Source organism: Anoxybacillus sp. UARK-01 (assembly GCF_002075365.1).
GTDB lineage: Bacteria > Bacillota > Bacilli > Bacillales > Anoxybacillaceae > Anoxybacteroides > Anoxybacteroides rupiense.
In genome coordinates this window covers 104,425-121,289 of sequence record NZ_NASY01000032.1, presented here as the reverse complement: position 1 = coordinate 121,289, position 16,865 = coordinate 104,425, and the positions used below count along the sequence as shown (strand labels likewise).

Annotated in this window: 16 protein-coding genes; 15 read left to right on the top strand and 1 reads right to left on the bottom strand. The window is 42.6% G+C overall.

The window, feature by feature from the left end; translation table 11 throughout:
- Nucleotides 1–86 precede the first annotated feature (86 nt).
- The 4 genes from rsmD to B6A27_RS06795 all read left to right on the top strand — a co-directional run bounded on the left by rsmD (nt 87) and on the right by B6A27_RS06795 (nt 3,779).
- Nucleotides 87–650: a 16S rRNA (guanine(966)-N(2))-methyltransferase RsmD gene (rsmD, locus tag B6A27_RS06810; RefSeq protein ID WP_080860923.1), complete on the top strand. Its 564-nt coding sequence runs from the start codon at nt 87–89 to the stop codon at nt 648–650.
- Nucleotides 651–655: 5 nt separating this feature from the next.
- Nucleotides 656–1,153 (top strand): pantetheine-phosphate adenylyltransferase, encoded by a 498-nt coding sequence (gene coaD, locus B6A27_RS06805; protein ID WP_066147113.1) that lies wholly within the window; start codon nt 656–658, stop codon nt 1,151–1,153.
- Nucleotides 1,154–1,974: 821 nt separating this feature from the next.
- Complete coding sequence (locus B6A27_RS06800) at nt 1,975–2,763, top strand: patatin-like phospholipase family protein (RefSeq protein ID WP_080860921.1); 789 nt, start codon at nt 1,975–1,977, stop codon at nt 2,761–2,763.
- The gene (locus B6A27_RS06795; protein ID WP_080860919.1) at nt 2,760–3,779 is read left to right on the top strand and encodes a SepM family pheromone-processing serine protease; all 1,020 of its coding nucleotides are present in this window, start codon (nt 2,760–2,762) and stop codon (nt 3,777–3,779) included. Before B6A27_RS06800 ends, B6A27_RS06795 begins: the two co-directional genes overlap by 4 nt.
- Here B6A27_RS06795 and B6A27_RS06790 read toward each other — a convergent pair.
- Nucleotides 3,758–4,975: a nucleotidyltransferase gene (locus tag B6A27_RS06790; protein WP_080860917.1), complete on the bottom strand. Its 1,218-nt coding sequence runs from the start codon at nt 4,973–4,975 to the stop codon at nt 3,758–3,760. The genes B6A27_RS06795 and B6A27_RS06790 overlap by 22 nt on opposite strands.
- A 147-nt stretch (nt 4,976–5,122) precedes the next feature.
- On the opposite strand from B6A27_RS06790, the gene B6A27_RS06785 reads away from it, so the two are divergent.
- From B6A27_RS06785 to B6A27_RS06735, 11 genes are all read left to right on the top strand, one after another.
- Complete coding sequence (locus B6A27_RS06785; protein ID WP_044746605.1) at nt 5,123–5,638, top strand: YceD family protein; 516 nt, start codon at nt 5,123–5,125, stop codon at nt 5,636–5,638.
- Nucleotides 5,639–5,703: 65 nt separating this feature from the next.
- Complete coding sequence (gene rpmF, locus B6A27_RS06780; RefSeq protein WP_044746604.1) at nt 5,704–5,877, top strand: 50S ribosomal protein L32; 174 nt, start codon at nt 5,704–5,706, stop codon at nt 5,875–5,877.
- Between the two features lie 267 nt (nt 5,878–6,144).
- Nucleotides 6,145–6,912 (top strand): enoyl-CoA hydratase/isomerase family protein, encoded by a 768-nt coding sequence (locus B6A27_RS06775; protein WP_139788079.1) that lies wholly within the window; start codon nt 6,145–6,147, stop codon nt 6,910–6,912.
- Between the two features lie 68 nt (nt 6,913–6,980).
- Nucleotides 6,981–7,574, top strand: coding sequence for an RsfA family transcriptional regulator (locus B6A27_RS06770; RefSeq protein ID WP_044746603.1), 594 nt, complete (start codon nt 6,981–6,983; stop codon nt 7,572–7,574).
- Between the two features lie 106 nt (nt 7,575–7,680).
- Entirely contained in the window at nt 7,681–8,577 is an 897-nt protein-coding gene (locus B6A27_RS06765) for a 2-dehydropantoate 2-reductase (RefSeq protein ID WP_080860915.1), read from the top strand.
- Nucleotides 8,570–8,956 carry a DUF3397 domain-containing protein gene (locus B6A27_RS06760; protein WP_044746601.1) on the top strand — a complete coding sequence of 129 codons (387 nt, stop codon included), beginning with the start codon at nt 8,570–8,572 and terminating at the stop codon, nt 8,954–8,956. The genes B6A27_RS06765 and B6A27_RS06760 overlap by 8 nt, the downstream gene beginning before the upstream one ends.
- 156 nt (nt 8,957–9,112) lie before the next feature.
- Nucleotides 9,113–10,741 (top strand): bacillithiol biosynthesis cysteine-adding enzyme BshC, encoded by a 1,629-nt coding sequence (gene bshC, locus B6A27_RS06755; RefSeq protein WP_080860912.1) that lies wholly within the window; start codon nt 9,113–9,115, stop codon nt 10,739–10,741.
- A gap of 263 nt (nt 10,742–11,004) precedes the next feature.
- Nucleotides 11,005–11,937, top strand: a complete 933-nt coding sequence (gene rsmH, locus B6A27_RS06750) for a 16S rRNA (cytosine(1402)-N(4))-methyltransferase RsmH (protein ID WP_080860910.1) — start codon at nt 11,005–11,007, stop codon at nt 11,935–11,937.
- Between the two features lie 29 nt (nt 11,938–11,966).
- The gene (ftsL, locus tag B6A27_RS06745) at nt 11,967–12,326 is read left to right on the top strand and encodes a cell division protein FtsL (RefSeq protein WP_066147127.1); all 360 of its coding nucleotides are present in this window, start codon (nt 11,967–11,969) and stop codon (nt 12,324–12,326) included.
- Between the two features lie 6 nt (nt 12,327–12,332).
- Nucleotides 12,333–14,546: a penicillin-binding protein gene (locus B6A27_RS06740; protein ID WP_066147129.1), complete on the top strand. Its 2,214-nt coding sequence runs from the start codon at nt 12,333–12,335 to the stop codon at nt 14,544–14,546.
- 150 nt (nt 14,547–14,696) lie between these two features.
- Nucleotides 14,697–16,625 carry a stage V sporulation protein D gene (locus tag B6A27_RS06735; RefSeq protein ID WP_066147132.1) on the top strand — a complete coding sequence of 643 codons (1,929 nt, stop codon included), beginning with the start codon at nt 14,697–14,699 and terminating at the stop codon, nt 16,623–16,625.
- Nucleotides 16,626–16,865: the final 240 nt, after the last annotated feature.

Genomic DNA, 16,865 nt, shown 5'->3' with positions numbered 1-16,865 from the left:
AAAACGCGGGGATAAAAACGACTGGAAACGGTCAGCACGTTTGTGATAGGATAGGGAAAGAAATGTTTGAAGTATGGTGAGGCATCATGAGAGTAATTTCTGGAAAGTGTAAGGGGAGAGTATTGCAAGCGGTTCCAGGCATGTCGACAAGACCGACGACAGATAAAGTAAAAGAAGCGATTTTTAATATGGTTGGCCCTTATTTTTCAGGAGGAATCGGGCTCGATTTATTCGGAGGAAGCGGCGGATTGGGAATAGAAGCGCTAAGCCGCGGTTTGCATTCGATGATTTTTGTCGATCATGACGCAAAAGCGGTCCAGACGATTCGCAAAAATGTAGAAGCGTGCGGGTTGAAAGAACAGTCAGAAATTTATCGCAATGACGCAGAGCGAGCATTAAAAGCGATTATAAAACGTCAGCTGCGATTTCATTTAATTTTTCTTGATCCACCTTATAAGAAGCAAAAATTGCAGGCGCTCATTTCCTTTATTGATGAGCATTCTCTTTTGGAGAAAAATGGGTTTATTGTTGCGGAGCATGCGCATGATATTGAGCTTCCTGACAGAATCGGAAACTTAGTGAGAATAAAGCACGAAGTTTACGGCATTACCGCTGTTTCTATTTACGCTTATACACAGAAGGGGGAATAGGTTTCATGGCGAGCATTGCTGTTTGTCCGGGCAGCTTTGATCCGGTTACATATGGACATTTAGATATTATTCGCCGCGGAGCGAAGGTATTTGATCAAGTATATGTTGCGGTTTTGAATAACTCGTCAAAAAAGCCGCTGTTTTCAGTTGAAGAAAGAATAGAGCTGTTGAAAGAAGTGGTCAAGCCTTTTAAAAATGTTATGGTCGAATCTTTTAACGGTCTTCTCATTGATTATGCTCGTACGAAAAAGGCTAACGCTATTTTAAGAGGGCTGCGGGCAGTCTCCGATTTTGAGTATGAGATGCAAATTACGTCGATGAACCGCGTGCTTGATGAGAATATTGAAACCTTTTTTATGATGACGAATAGCCAGTATGCTTTTTTAAGCTCAAGCATTGTTAAGGAAGTGGCAAAATATAACGGCAACATTTCTGAACTGGTACCGCCAATTGTCGAAGAAGCGCTTCGCCAAAAATTTCATTCTTTTTTATCGCAGCAATAGTCTTGTAAAAAGAAAGCTGACTGAAAAGGAATTGTCCTTGCTTCAGTCAGCCTCTTTATTATGGCCGTAAAAAGTTGCTATGTCCATACAATTTTGAAGACGGATGGGAGATCGGTCGTCTGGGGCTAGCTTAGTTATAAAGGGACAAAGGCCCTATTTCGGTATAACTTGCCTCCAGTTGTCGAAAAAATGAGTGTCAGCCTTTGAATGGACGGTACGTTTCATCTTTATACATAGTTGCCTGTCATGCTTAACAGCTATATCGATAGAAACCGAAAACGGATCATGATCGAATGCAATTTTAGCCAGTAGACGAAATAGATAAGTTTCGATTGAGAAAGCGGCACAAGGGAGGCGACTTTCTCTATATAAATGCTCATAGCTTTTCTCTTGTTCGCTTATCATAGTAAAATAATAGAGAATTCTTGATGGATAGAAACGATATAAACACCTTAAAAATGAAACGAACGGTAGCTGTAAAAATCCATAGTTGGAAGAATCCCGTGACTCGCTTTTTTGTCACACGGATGCGCGGCGAAGCTTGGAGCAACGCCAATTCCCTTCACATGTCAAGTTGCTCGATGTAGTTTTCGTATGGCGTAACGACGTTCAGAGAGCGGTTCGCTTGGCATACGGGATTTGCTGCTGTCCACAGGAAGTAAAGCGAGGCATATGGCGATGGAGAAATCGTTTCAAGATCAAAGCAAGTGGTCTCGACACATGAGCGATAAAAAGCATTTTTACGTATGATCGACATAAATTAAATATGCAAGGGGAAGCTGAGGCTGAAAGAGATGGAAGAGTCAAAAGGAGGAAAGGGGATGGAACCGAGAATTGGCTTAGCGCTAGGTTCCGGAGGAGCAAGAGGCTTTGCGCACCTTGGTATTATTAAAGTGTTGGAGGAAGAGCGGATTCCGATTCATTACATAGCAGGAAGCAGCATGGGGGCGCTTGTCGCGGCGTTATATGCGAGCGGATTAGGGGTCGAGCGCCTATACAAATTAGCAAAGGCCTTCCGCAGAAACGACTACATTGATGTGACGATTCCGAAAATGGGGCTTATTGCAGGAAAGAGAATAAAGGAATTTATTTGGTTGGTAACAAAAGGGAAAAAAATTGAGGAGCTGCAGATTCCGATTGCCATTGTAGCAACAGATCTTCAGCGCTGCGAAAAAGTGGTGTTTCGAAGCGGCGTGGTAGCGGATGCTGTTCGTGCCAGTATTTCGATTCCGGGAATTTTTGTTCCTGAAACCATCGATGGTCGGATGCTTGTCGATGGGGGCGTCATTGACCGCATTCCAGTTTCGGTAGCGCGCACGATGGGAGCGGATGTCGTGATTGGCGTCGATGTCTCTCATGTAAAGGTAACCGATGCCATCTCCTCGATTTTTGATGTCATTTTGCAAAGCATTGATATTCTCCAGGATGAACTTGTCCGTCATCGTGAATTTGCTTCAGATGTTATGATCCGTCCGCGTGTAGAGCAATATAGCTCTCGAGCATTTACTCATATTGAAGAAATTATTGAAATCGGGGAAGAAGAGGCGCGAAAGCAAATTCCTAGAATCCGTGAAGCAATTGCGAAATGGAAGGAGCAACATCATAAATGAAAAAAAGAGCAAGAGCCTATATTATTTCACTGTTAATTGGGGTAGCAGCTAGCCTGCTTTTTATTTTTGTGCAGCTTCCGTATTATGTGACGATGCCGGGTACAGCCCAAAAATTAGAACCGCTCGTTCACGTTGATCAAGGCGATGAGGATCAAGGGAGCTTTATGCTGACAACTGTGCGAATGGGGCGAGCGAATATCGCCTATTACTTGCTTGCTCATATCCGTCCGTATTACGAGCTTTATCCATTGCAGGAAATCAAGCAAGAAGGGGAAACGGATGAAGAGTATACCCTTCGACAGCTCCATTTAATGAAGGAGTCAAAAGAATCTGCGATTGTTGTCGCCTATAAACATGCCCGTAAGCCTGTTTCTTATCGTCCGAATGGGGTTTATGTCATGAGCCTTGTCGATGGAATGCCAGCAGCGCATATTTTGCATGTGGGAGACCGCATTGTTCGTGTAGATGGAAAAGAAATTGGGACAGCAGAACAATTAATCCAATATGTGCGGCAAAAGAAAAAAGGAGATTCCGTTTCGATTACATGGGAAAGAAAAGGAAAAGAAAAGACAGCCTCGATTGCGTTGGCACCATTTCCGCAAGAACCAAAGCAAATCGGACTTGGTATCTCGCCAATGACCGATTATCATATTACGACGCAGCCCTCTGTTCGCGTTGATTCAGAAAAAATTGGCGGGCCGTCTGCAGGACTGATGTTTTCTTTAGAAATTTATAATCAGCTTGTTGATGAAGATATTACAAAGGGATATAAGATCGCTGGAACCGGCACCATCAACATGAATGGTGAGGTTGGCCCTATTGGGGGAATATCGCAAAAAATTGTGGCTGCTGATCAAGCTGGTGCCGATATTTTCTTTGCTCCAAACGAGAAGGGAGCGAAAAACTCGAATTATCGCGAAGCTGTCAAAACGGCAAAAAAAATCGGAACAAAGATGAAAATTGTTCCGGTCGACACGTTTTCTGATGCCCTTCGTTATTTGCAAGAGTTGAAATGAACAGGAGGTGTCGCATATTCCTCTTTAAGTGCTTGAATGCGAGTAGTCTCGGAAAAAATAGCGGTATAAGCAGCTACCGCTTTTTTTTCTTGCTGGTATATCACATCCTTTTGCAGGCGTGATACGGTTGTTACAAGCGGCAGCGAAAGCCGTTTTTTTATCATTTGCAAATAGAGGCGTCCGTTGTCACTCATGCCAAGCAGACGAATATAAGAGGGGCTTTTGATCCCATTCATTTGCTCTTTTTTAAAATGGGTTAGAATATGGACACACATTCTTTGTAAACGAGTCCATGTATATCGTTTGGTTTTGACAGAATGGAGAAATTGCTCAAATGTTTCGGCTTCTGTAATGGCCTGTTTGAGTCGATACTCAATGCCTTCATCTACGCCGACAATGCTTTGTAAATCGCTTTCTTCACTTGTCATGATGCGGTACTTCAAAAACGGAAAATATGGATCCCAACGATGGAATGTGCCATATACTGCATAATATTTCTCAAGAGCCTTTTTGGTAGAGAAGGGAGTATAGGGCGAAATGTGTTCAAGCGCTTCAATCGCTCCATTTAGTGCTTTTCTTAAGCTCGTTGCACTGGCGATCCACGGATGAGAAAAAACTTCATCGTGATATCCGGAAGCGATCCGTTGAATCGTTTGGGGAACCATCGCGCTCTTTTGCTCGATAATCGCTTTCACATAGGAAAAACCGAGAATATTATTTGGTTGAGCTAAATCGATTTCCTTCATCTCAAGCTGTCTACAAGCATATGTGACTGCTTGTGGATAGCTCATACCGTCTTTGAGAGCTTGCTGAATGGATTGGTTGTACCGTGATTGCTGCCGTTTGATCGTTTGGACCGCTTGAAGAAACGGCTCAATTTCGCCATTTTCGCTCCCAAAACAAAGCTCGGCGCAATACAATGCATCAAGCAGTGCGACAGCTCCAGTGGCGAACCGTTCTGCTGATTGGACGGCAAATGTATAAGGAAGCTCGATGACGAGGTCGACACCAGCTGAGATGGCCATAGATGTGCGAGCCCATTTGGAAACGAGCGCTGGTTCTCCTCTTTGCAGAAAGTTGCCACTCATAACGGCAATGACACAATCAGCGCCTGTCTTTTTTTTCGTTTCTTGGAGATGATACAAGTGTCCGTTATGAAACGGATTATATTCAACGACGATTCCAACTGCCTTCATTTTTGCCTCCCCGCTTGAAATTTTGTTTTTTTGATCAAAACGTGATACATTGAATGTAAACTGACAATCATTATACTGTAAAGAAAAAATATTGACAAACAGGGAAACGAAACGTATAATTTTCTTTGTTGCCTTGAGGTGATTTTAATGAAATGGTCTATTCATCAGCTTCATCAGCTGCAAGCAAAAGGGCTTGTCATGGATGAAATGGTCGATGTTTCCGATTTAAAACAGATGGAGCCATCGATCCGCGATATTTCCCCTGTCCGTGTGAAAGGACGGGCAGATATCGGTGCTACTAAGTTTACTTTTCATTTAACGATTGAAGGGACAATGGTATTGCCTTGCTCCCGGACGTTGGTTGATGTTTCTTATCCGTTTGCGATCCATACGACCGAAACGTTTTTTTTAAACGACTATGATGTTCATCCGGATGAAGAAACGCACCTTGTTCAAGGAGATGCGGTTGACCTGCTGCCGATTGTGAAAGAGCTCATTTTGCTTGAAATTCCCATGCAAATATTTTCAGAGCAGGAAAACATTCAAGATGGAGCACCACAATCCGGAGCTGGTTGGGAGGTTATTACTGAGGAGCAGGCTAAAAACAAAATTGATCCTCGTCTAGCTGGATTGGCGAAATTTTTTGATAAAAAGGAAGAATAAGCGAAGAACCGGCTTGATCCGGCCTTCATCATAACTTCTAAATCCTGTTTAAGGAGGTGGAAAGAATGGCTGTACCTTTTAGAAGAACATCGAAAACGAAAAAAAGAATGCGCCGTACACATTTCAAATTGCAAGTTCCAGGCATGGTTGCATGCCCAAACTGCGGTGAAATGAAATTAGCTCATCGCGTCTGCAAGTCTTGCGGAACTTACAAAGGAAAAGAAGTTGTGAACAAATAATCATGAAAAAACAGGCATAAGGGTATCCTTATGCCTGTTTTTTCATGGAAGAGCATGGGGCACGTGGCTATTATGAAATGCTTGCTTTGCCGGTGTTGTAGAAAAACGTAAAGTTAAGCGGTTACATAGGAATGGTGTGACAAGAGCCTCTTTTTTATATTCTCTCCCCCCTAAACAGAGTGTAGGTGGCAGAGGTTTATTGTGCAGAGCAGAAGGAAAATAAGAAAAAGTGGCTAACATAAATATGAGAGTAAAGGAGGAAGAAAAGTGAGTGCGGTTTTGCTAGAACGAGATGATGATGGCATCGTTTGGTTTACTATTAATCGGCAAGAAAAACGAAATGCCATTAATTATGAAGTGATGGATGCTTTACAAGAAACGATTCGCCTTGTGGAAGAAAATGATAAAGTAAAGGTGTTGGTGCTGACAGGTGCCGGCCAGCAAGCTTTTTGTTCGGGCGGGGATTTAAGTGAATTCCATCGTTTACATACAAAGGAAGAAGCGTATCAAATGCTTTCAAAAATGGGCGCGATTTTGTATTCCTTGTTAACGATTTCTAAACCGACAGTTGCTTTGCTTAATGGATCAGCTGTCGGCGGCGGGTGTGAACTTGCAACGGCCTGTGATTTTCGCTATGCAAAGACAGGAATCAAAGCAGGCTTTATTCAAGGAACGTTAGGAATTACGACAGGATGGGGAGGAGCGACGATGCTCTTCGAAAAGCTTCCTTATACGCACGCCCTCGATCTTTTATTAAAAGCGAGACGTATGCCTTCTGAGCAATTGCATGAATATGGATGGATTCATTCATTAATTTCGGAAAATAAAGAAATAAAAGAAGAGTGTCGGAAGTTGCTTGAGCCGTATTTGGCGCAGTCTGCCCCTGTTCTTCGCGCCTATAAGCAAGCTGCTGTTCAAAAATGGAAAACAGAAGAGTTTCGAGGTCGTTTTTTTGCGGAAATTGAACAATGTGCTGTGCTTTGGGAATCTGATGAGCATGAAGAAGCAGTGCGAACTTTTTTGAATCGATCGTAATATTCTTCTTCTATCTTTTCTACTAGTCGCATACATATATTGAAAAAAGCGACTAGGGGGAAGGAACCATGACGAGTGTAAGACAAGATGCATGGACGCAGGATGAGGATTTATTATTGGCAGAAATAGTATTGCGCTATATTCGTGAAGGAGGGACGCAGCTGCAAGCGTTTGAGGAAGTAGGCAGGCGTCTTTCGAGAACAGCTGCTGCTTGCGGTTTTCGTTGGAATTCCTATGTGAGAAAACAATATAAAGAAGCCATTGAGCTAGCGAAAAAACAGAGAAAAGAAGTAAAAAAGGAACGTACGCAGCTCGTTCAAAAGGAAGCGGGGCAAGGAGAGGATAAAACAGCGAAATTGACATGGCAGGATATCATTGCCTTTTTGCAAAGATATCAACAATCTTCCGCACAATATCAGCATGTGATGGATGAAAATCGCGCGTTAAAAAGAGATATGGAACAACTGCAGCAAATGATTACCAAATTGCAGCTAGAAAAAGAGCGTCTGCAAAAAGAATTAAAAGCGGTCCAAGAAGATTACAAAACGTTTATTGGAATTATGGAAAGAGCGAGAAAAATGGTGATACTTGAAGAAGAGCAAACATCGAAAGTAAAGTTCCAAATGGACCGAAATGGCAATCTCGAAAAAATTGAAAAGTAATAGAAAAAGCTGATCCTTTGAGATCAGCTTTTTCTATTAACGGGTCGATTCGTAATTTGATAAAATAGTCGCAGGAGTGTATGAATGGAAAGCGAGGAAAATCGAGATGAAAATAGGGATTATCGGCGGCGGAGCGATTGGGCTATTAATTGCAGCTTATTTATCGAGCACATGCGAGGTAACGATTTATACGCGTCGGAAAACGCAAGCGGATCTTCTTAATGAACGAGGCTTGCGAATGATAAAGAATGGCGATGAACGAATCGTGCCGATCCGTGCATGGGCAGCTGGATATGAAAAGATGCAAGCGGATGTTTTCTTTGTTACCGTTAAGCAATATGATATGGTTCATGCAATCGAGCTGTGCAATCAGTGGACAGATGGGGGGACCTTTGTTTTTTTGCAAAACGGCATGGGGCATGTCTCTCTTTTATCTCAGCTTAAAGCACAGTGTATTGCCGTGGGCACCGTTGAACACGGAGCGTTTAAAAAGGATGACCGGACTGTTGAACATACGGGAATTGGAAAGATTTCCATTGCTTTATTTCAGGGGGATACCGGGCCGTTAAAGCAACTGTTGGATGTTTCTAGTTCCGATTTTCCGATCGAATTTGAACATAATTGGCAGCAGTTGCTGACGAATAAGCTCGTTGTCAATGCTGTCATTAACCCGCTAACAGCGATGTTACGTGTTCCAAATGGAGAATTGGTAAAAACGAAAGAATATAAAAAAATGATGGAATTGCTATTTTCGGAAATATGTTTAGCGTTGTCATTGCCTGATGAGAACGAAGCGCGGGAGCGGATTGTCCGGATATGCGAACGAACAGCTAATAACCGTTCCTCGATGCTGTGCGATCTCGAAAATGGGCGGATGACAGAAATTGAAGCGATTTTGGGATATGTGATTGCCAAAGGTAAAGAAAAAGGTGTGCAAACGCCCATTTGCCAATTTTTAATGAACGCCGTAAAAGGGATGGAAGGAAGGGGATTTAATGGGTAATTTGGTTGCTCATATAGCAGCAGCTTTTGTCACAATGCCACTGCTTGCTTTTTTTGTCGTTTATATGGTAACGAGAAAATTAACGAAAAAAAAGAAAAAGTCATTTTATACAGCGATCAATATCTCAACGATCTTTTTTATCATTGCGGTTCATTTCTTGATTCAAGCCATTTGGGGAAAATCATATTGGTGGCCTATGGTCATTTTGCTCATTATAATTAATATATTGTTTGCAGTAGGATATTGGCAGAAAAAAGGGGACTTACATATTGCCACTGTTTTTCGTTTATTTTGGCGATTTAGCTTTTTATTATTTTTCTTTGCTTACTTTGGATTGCTTGGATATGGAATTTTGGTAAGAATCGTCAACAACATATAAAATAGCTGTGAGCGCATATTTTTTCATTTGGAGAAAAGAATGCTATACTCATGAGTGTTCGCTTCTTAAAAGAACGAAACAAATCCCCTGATATAGCGAAATATCTTGATTTTTAGTGCTGATAAAACCAAGAAATAAGAAAGGAAGTTTTCAAGTATGGAGATATATGAATTTCCTTTACAAGCGACGACGTCGCTAGCATCGGATTACATAGCGGGAACGTTTCCAATGGATGCTGGATTTGCATACGACGTTCGCGCGGAGGACGTATTTGCAAAGCGCTTGAGCGATCTAAGCAGGCGAACGTACCCGCGCCAAAGATTGGTGGATCATTTGCTTTCTTATCATCAAGCGCTCCAGGCGAGTGAACGGACGATGGCCAATATTCAAAAACTGTTGAATCCATCTAGCGTAGTTGTCATCGGAGGACAGCAAACGGGGTTGCTAACCGGTCCGCTTTATACCATTTATAAAATGATGTCCATTATTCAACTAGCGAAAGAACAGGAGGAGCAATTGGGAGTTCCGGTTGTGCCGGTGTTTTGGATGGCTGGAGAAGACCACGATATTGCAGAAGTGGATCATGTTTATGTAGTTGATCAAGGAAAAATCAAAAAGCATACATATCCGCATGCAGTGCGGGAAAAGCGAATGGTTGCTCAATTGCCGATTGATCGGCAAATCTGTATCGAATGGATTCAGCAAGTGATAGAAACGTATGGAGAGACAGAAACGACAGATAAACTGCTCCATTTTTTAGAGAATTGTGTAGAACAAGCCAATACTTTTGTGGACTTCTTTGCCCAGATTGTTCTCCGGTTATTTGCTTCAGAAGGACTTGTAGTCGTAAATGCAGCTGATGAATCGCTAAGAGTCGTTGAAAGTGAATTTTTTGCATCGCTGATTGAGCGCTACAGTGAGGTAACAGAAGCAGTCATATACCAGCAAAAACGATTGGAAGAACTGGGATATCGCAAGACGCTCGATATTCATCCGCGATCAGCCAATCTCTTTTACTATGATGGAAAGGAAAGATTGTTGCTGGAAGCAGAGGAGAATGGAGAATATTTCCGAAGCAAAAAAAATGAGATCGTATGGAAGAAGGAAGAGCTATTGCAAATGGCGAAACGCTCACCGCATCAGCTAAGCAATAATGTGGTGACGAGACCGCTTATGCAGGAATTCTTGTTTCCAACCCTCGCCTTTATCGCTGGTCCAGGGGAAATTGCGTATTGGGCAGAATTAAAGGAAGCGTTTTCGTTATTTGGTTATGCGATGCCGCCTGTTGTTCCAAGATTCAATATTACACTTGTCGAGCGTTCGATTGACACCGATTTGCGTGAAGTTGGAATGACCGTGTTTGATGTGTTGCAAGGACAGATCGAGCAAGCTAAATCAGAATGGTACGCGCGTCAAGTCCAATACCCGCTTGATGAGATGATTGCCCGTGCTAAAGAAGAAATTGAAGAAATTCATCGGCCGCTGAGGGAGATAGGGGGGGAGATTGATCGCGGTTTAACGGATGTATTGGCGAAAAATGCCGCTTTTATTCAATCACAGATCGATTTTCTTCACCAAACATTGCATCGCTCGATTGAGAGAAAATATGAGGTGGAACTGCGCAAATTTGCCCGCATTGAAATGTCGCTGTTCCCGAATCAAGCGCCACAAGAGCGAGTCTGGAACATTTTTTATTACATTAATAAATACGGATTTGATTTTGTCGAACGTCTGATGAATGTCAAATATAAATGGAATGGTTTGCATAAAATTGTATATCTATAACAGAAAGAGTCGAACGAAAAATCCTGTTTTGTACAGGATTTTTTTTGGGGGACAAGAATAGTACAGAGAAAAACAATTCAAGAAAATCAGGTGGAAAAGCGAACGATTGTTTTGATTGGAGAGGGGTTAGACGGAATGCGACAAAAAGATGCGGAAATAGACGTATTTTTACAGAAAAAGCCTAAAAAATTGTTTTGTTTTGTTGTATAATAAATAAACGGCTACTTACATAGAGCATACATCATGAAAAAGGTGGTGAGGCTGTGTTTAAGCATACAACAGTCTTATTAAAAGAAACAGTAGATGGCCTGCGAATCAATCCGGACGGCATTTACGTCGATTGTACGCTTGGCGGCGGCGGACATAGCGAATACTTGCTTTCGCAGCTTTCGACGCAAGGAAGGCTGTTCGCGTTTGACCAAGATACAACGGCGATTGAGCATGCCACAAGAAAATTAGCGCAGTATGAGAAGCAGGTCGTATTTATTAAAAGCAATTTTCGCTTTTTAGCGGAAAAACTAGCTGAACACAGCATTTACGAAGTGGATGGAATTTTATTTGATTTGGGAGTATCTTCCCCGCAATTAGATACGCCAGAACGCGGCTTTAGCTATCATTATGATGCACCGCTCGATATGAGGATGAATCGAGAGGAGTCGCTCACTGCATATGAAATTGTGAATCACTGGCCATATGAACGGCTTGTACATATTTTTTTCCAATATGGTGAGGAGAAATTTTCAAAACAAGTCGCCAGAAAAATTGAAGCATTCCGGCAGCAGAAGCCCATTGAGACGACCGGGGAGCTGGTGGAACTCATAAAAGAAGCGATTCCTGCGCCAGCCCGAAGAAGCGGAGGACACCCGGCCAAACGAATTTTTCAGGCTATACGTATTGCGGTCAATGATGAATTGCAAGCATTTAAAGAAGCGATTACTCAAGCGATTGATCTGTTGAAACCTGGAGGACGAGTGAGCGTGATCACCTTTCATTCGTTAGAAGACCGCATTTGCAAAACGGCGTTTAAGGAAGCGAGTGAAGGTCCTAAGCTCCCTCCTGGATTGCCATTGATTCCAGAAGAATATCGTCCAAAATTAAAGATCATTACCAAAAAGCCTATTATTCCTTCAGAAAAGGAAATAGGGGAAAACAATCGAGCACGTTCTGCCAAGCTGCGCATTGCAGAGAAGCTATAAAAGGACAGAATTTTTAAGGAGGGGAAAATGTGAGTAATACAGCTGTCAAAGTTCAAGAGAAGCAACAACAGCATTCATCGGTCCGTCCGCAGGCGAAACCAAAACGAAAGTTGAAGCTTCGCCTCACGCTTGGCGAGAAAATCGTTTTATTCTCGTTCTTGCTATTTGCCTTTTATTCGTCTGTCAAAATCATTTCCAATCAAGTCACGATTTATCAAGTCAATAAGCATATTCAGCAACTTGAAGGGACAATGGATGAGCAGAAAAAGCGCAACAATGATTTGTATGTAGAAGTCCAGCAGCTTAGCACGTATGAACGGATTTTGGAGAAAGCCAAGGAGCTAGGCCTCACATTAAACGAAAATAACGTAAAGGTTGTACAGGAATGATGGACGATGGCTTACAAAAAGCATAAGAATACGCATAAAGGAGCGGCATTATTGTTTGGAATATTTAGCCTGCTCTTTTTTGTGTTACTTTTTCGGTTCGTTCAGTTGCAGACAACAGGCAAGGCAGACGGACAGGTCTTGGCAGTAAAGGCGGAGCAAAAATATGAGCAGAAGCGGACCATCGAGGCTAAGCGTGGCACCATTTTGGATCGGAATGGAGAAGTGCTGGCGGAAGATACCCCTTCATATACTCTTGTAGCGGTGCTTGATCCAAAGATGACGACCGATCCTAAAGATCCAAAACATGTAGTGGATCCTGATAGGACAGCGCAAAAATTAGCCCCGCTGTTGCATATGGAGGTCAGCGAAGTTAAAAGCATCTTAACTAAAAAGGCAAAGCAGGTAGAGTTTGGGGCACAAGGGCGCAACATCAGTTATGAGCTCAAGAAAAAGATTGAAGCGCTCAAACTGCCGGGAATCGGCTTCATTCGTGACACGAAAAGATTTTATCCAAACGGCACATTCGCCTCTTATGTAATCGGTTATGCTCAAAAAGAAGAGGATACGGGCAAAACAGCAGGAGCAATGGGAATTGAAAAAAGCTTAAACCGCTATTTGCATGAAAAAGATGGTTATGTTTTTTATCAAAGTGATAAGGAAGGATTTCGGCTGCCGGATACAAAAGAAAAGATTGTTCCTCCGGATAATGGAGATGAGGTATATTTAACAATCGACCAAAAAATCCAAACGTTTTTAGAAGACGCCATGAATCAAGTCGAAAAGCAATACAAGCCGAAAAAAATCATTGCCATTGTCGTTAATCCGAAAACAGGAGAGGTTTTGGCAATGGGAACAAGACCAAGCTTTGATCCGAATAAGCGCAACATTACCAACTACTTAAACGATGCGATTTCTTATCCTTATGAACCGGGATCGACGATGAAGGTGTTTACTTTGGCGGCCGCTATTAATGAAGGCGTTTATAACGGGAATGAGCTCTATCGCTCTGGATCTTATCGAGTGGGAAAAAATGAGATTCGTGACCATAATAAAGTAGGATGGGGTGTTATTACGTTTAATGAAGGCGTTCAGCGCTCTTCAAACGTAGCCTTTGCAAAACTCGTTAAGGAAAAGTTGGGAGAGGATCGCTTTTTGCAATATTTGCATCGCTTCCACTTTCATGAAAAGACGGGAATTGACCTACCGGGAGAAGGAATAGGAAATATTCTGTATCGATATCCCATTGAAAAGCTGACAACCGCGTTTGGACAGGGAACATCCATCACTCCGATCCAGCAAATTCAGGCGGCTACAGCGATTGCGAACGACGGAAAAATGATGAAGCCGTATATTGTTGACCGCATTATCGATCCGGATACGAAAAAAGTGGTGATGCAAAATAAGCCAGAGGTCGTCGGAGAGCCGATTACGAAGGAAACTTCAGAGAAGGTGTTGGATATACTGGAGACGGTTGTGACATCAGAAAAAGGAACAGGCCGTCCTTATCAAATTGAAGGGTACCATGTAGCCGGAAAAACGGGGACGGCACAAATTCCATCTCCAAAAGGTGGTTATTTGACAGGCTATGAAAATTACATTTTCTCTTTCTTAGGAATGGCGCCGAAGGAAGATCCAAAGCTATTAATGTATGTAGCGGTTCAACAGCCAAAGCTTTCCTATACAGAAACAGGAGCCGCACCTGTTTCGATGATTTTTAACAGTGTGATGAAAAATAGTCTGCAATATTTAAATATCCGTCCTGCTTCGGAGGAAACAGAGAAAACGACTTCTAGTAAAAAAGGAATAGAACTTTCGTCGTATCATGGCTGGCCGGTGAATGAAGCCGTGCAAGATTTGAAAGCCAAGGGGCTGCAGCCTGTCGTGATTGGAAATGGAGAAAAAATAGCAGCCCAGCTTCCTTCAGCAGGAGACGAAACGATCATTCATGAACGTGTCGTTTTAAAAACGGATGGAACAGCTACGATGCCAGATTTAAATGGCTGGTCATTGCGTGATGTCATGAAAGCAGCCGAGCTGCTGCAGCTCAATCCGAGCATAAAAGGGAGCGGTTATGTCATTACACAAAGCATTCGACCAAAAACGGTTGTCAAAGCGAATGACTATTTAATTGTTGAGCTAGCTGAACCGGACAAATGGAAGGATCGGATCAACCAGCAAAAAGAGAAGAAGGACGAAAAGAAAAAGCAGCCGGTTGATTAAAAATGATGATGCTCAAGACAGTCGAAACTCAAATAGCTTCTCTTTCAGCCTGTGCAGTAAAGGTGTCATATCATCCATTTTCAAGCGTTCTATAAATAAACGTACAAGCATATAGTGGAACGAGCCTATTATAAGGGAGGTTCCCATCGTATGCGTGTTTCAAATGTTACGGTTCGCAAACGGCTTGCCATTGTGTTGCTGGTCGGGGTGCTGGTTTTTGCGATTATTGATACTCGCTTAGGGTATGTCCAATTATTCATTGGAGATGCATTGGCGCAAAAAGCCAAAAATTCATGGAGCCGAAATATTCCATTTGAACCGAAGCGTGGAGAGATTTTAGATCGCAATGGCGTTCCGCTAGCAACCAATATGAGCGCTCCAACTGTTTATGTGATACCAAGACAGGTTGAAAATCCATCAGATACAGCTCAAAAGCTGGCCAAAGCGCTAAATATGCCAGTGGAGGAAGCGTATAAGCATGTGACAAAACAAACATTGATCGAACGGATTCCTGAAGGAAGAAAAATTTCCAATGAGAAAGCAAAAGAAATTAGAGAATTGAATTTAAAAGGCGTTTATATTGCAGAGGATACGAAGCGGTATTATCCGTTCGGCAGCTACTTATCACATGTGCTTGGCTTTACGGGAATTGATAATCAAGGTTTAACCGGCCTTGAGCTGTATTATGATAAAGAACTAAAAGGCCAGGAGGGCTCTGTTGAGTTTTATTCGGATGCAAAAGGAAAGAGAATGCCGAATATGGCCGATCACTACACGCCGCCAACGGATGGATTAAATTTAAAGCTAACGATTGATTCGCGTATTCAAACGATTGTAGAACGAGAATTAGATATCGCTGAAACGAAATATAATCCAGATGGCATTATTGCGATTGTTATGGATCCTAATACAGGCGAAGTGCTAGCGATGTCGAGCCGTCCTACGTTTGATCCAGCGAACTATCGCAATGTGCCGTCGGAAATTTATAATCGCAATTTGCCGGTCTGGAGCACATATGAACCGGGGTCTACATTCAAGATTATTACACTGGCAGCAGCTCTTGAAGAGAAAAAAGTGAATCTGTTAAAAGATCACTTTTATGATCCAGGTTATGTCAAAGTCGCCGGGGCCACATTGCGCTGCTGGAAAAAAGGGGGACACGGCTCTGAAACCTTTTTAGAGGTCGTGCAAAACTCATGCAACCCGGGTTTTGTCGAGCTTGGTGAGCGACTAGGAAAAGAGAAGTTGTTTGAGTATATTAAAGCGTTCGGCTTTGGAGAAAAGACAGGTATTGACTTACAAGGAGAAGGGACCGGCATTTTATTTGATTTAAAAAATGTAGGACCTGTTGAACAGGCGACAACAGCTTTTGGCCAAGGGGTTTCAGTTACGCCGATCCAACAAGTGGCTGCTGTTTCGGCTGCTGTGAATGGCGGTATTTTATATACTCCTTACATTGCTAAAGAATGGGTGGACCCGGAAACCGGAAAGGTGATCAGCCGTAATACCCCGAAGGAAAAAAGAAGGGTTATTTCCGAGGAAACATCGAAACAAGTTCGTTATGCACTGGAAAGTGTGGTTGCTCAAGGAACGGGAAAAGGTGCGTTTGTGGAAGGCTATCGTGTAGGCGGCAAAACGGGAACAGCGCAAAAGGCGAAAGATGGTCACTATTTGAAAGATAACTATATTGTGTCTTTTATTGGCTTTGCTCCGGCCGATGATCCAAAGCTGGTTGTATATGTAGCGGTTGACCATCCAAAGGGAACGGTTCAATTCGGTGGAGTGGTTGCTGCGCCAATTGTGGGGAAAATTATGGAAGATAGTTTGCGTACAATCGGTGTAAAACCGCGGAAAGGACAAATTGAAAAAGAGCTTGCTTGGAATGATACAAAAATGGTGGAAGTTCCAGATTTGTCAGGTTTGACAAAAAATGACTTGCAACAACAGCTATTTGATTTAAAATTAGATGTTAGTGGAGAAGGCGATGTCGTCATTGATCAAGCACCGAAGCCGGGGGTTAAGGTGAAGGAAGGCTCAACGATTCGCGTATATTTGGGCACGAAATCTAGCCTTCGTTGAGCCGGTGAATAAGCGTATCGTTTGTGATTGGTATTTTTGCGCGAGGGAGTCAGCGAAACATTCATTTGTTTTTGCTGGCTGCTTGCATTCTTTGATCCGTACGTAATGACGATTTTGCCTGCCATTGATTAACTGGATATCAGCATGATGATGGCATACAGGACAAGGGAGGGACATCGGTGCTCCCTTCTTTTCCGTTTTTTGGCCAAATCGACTGAAAATTCTCTTTATGAGGGAATT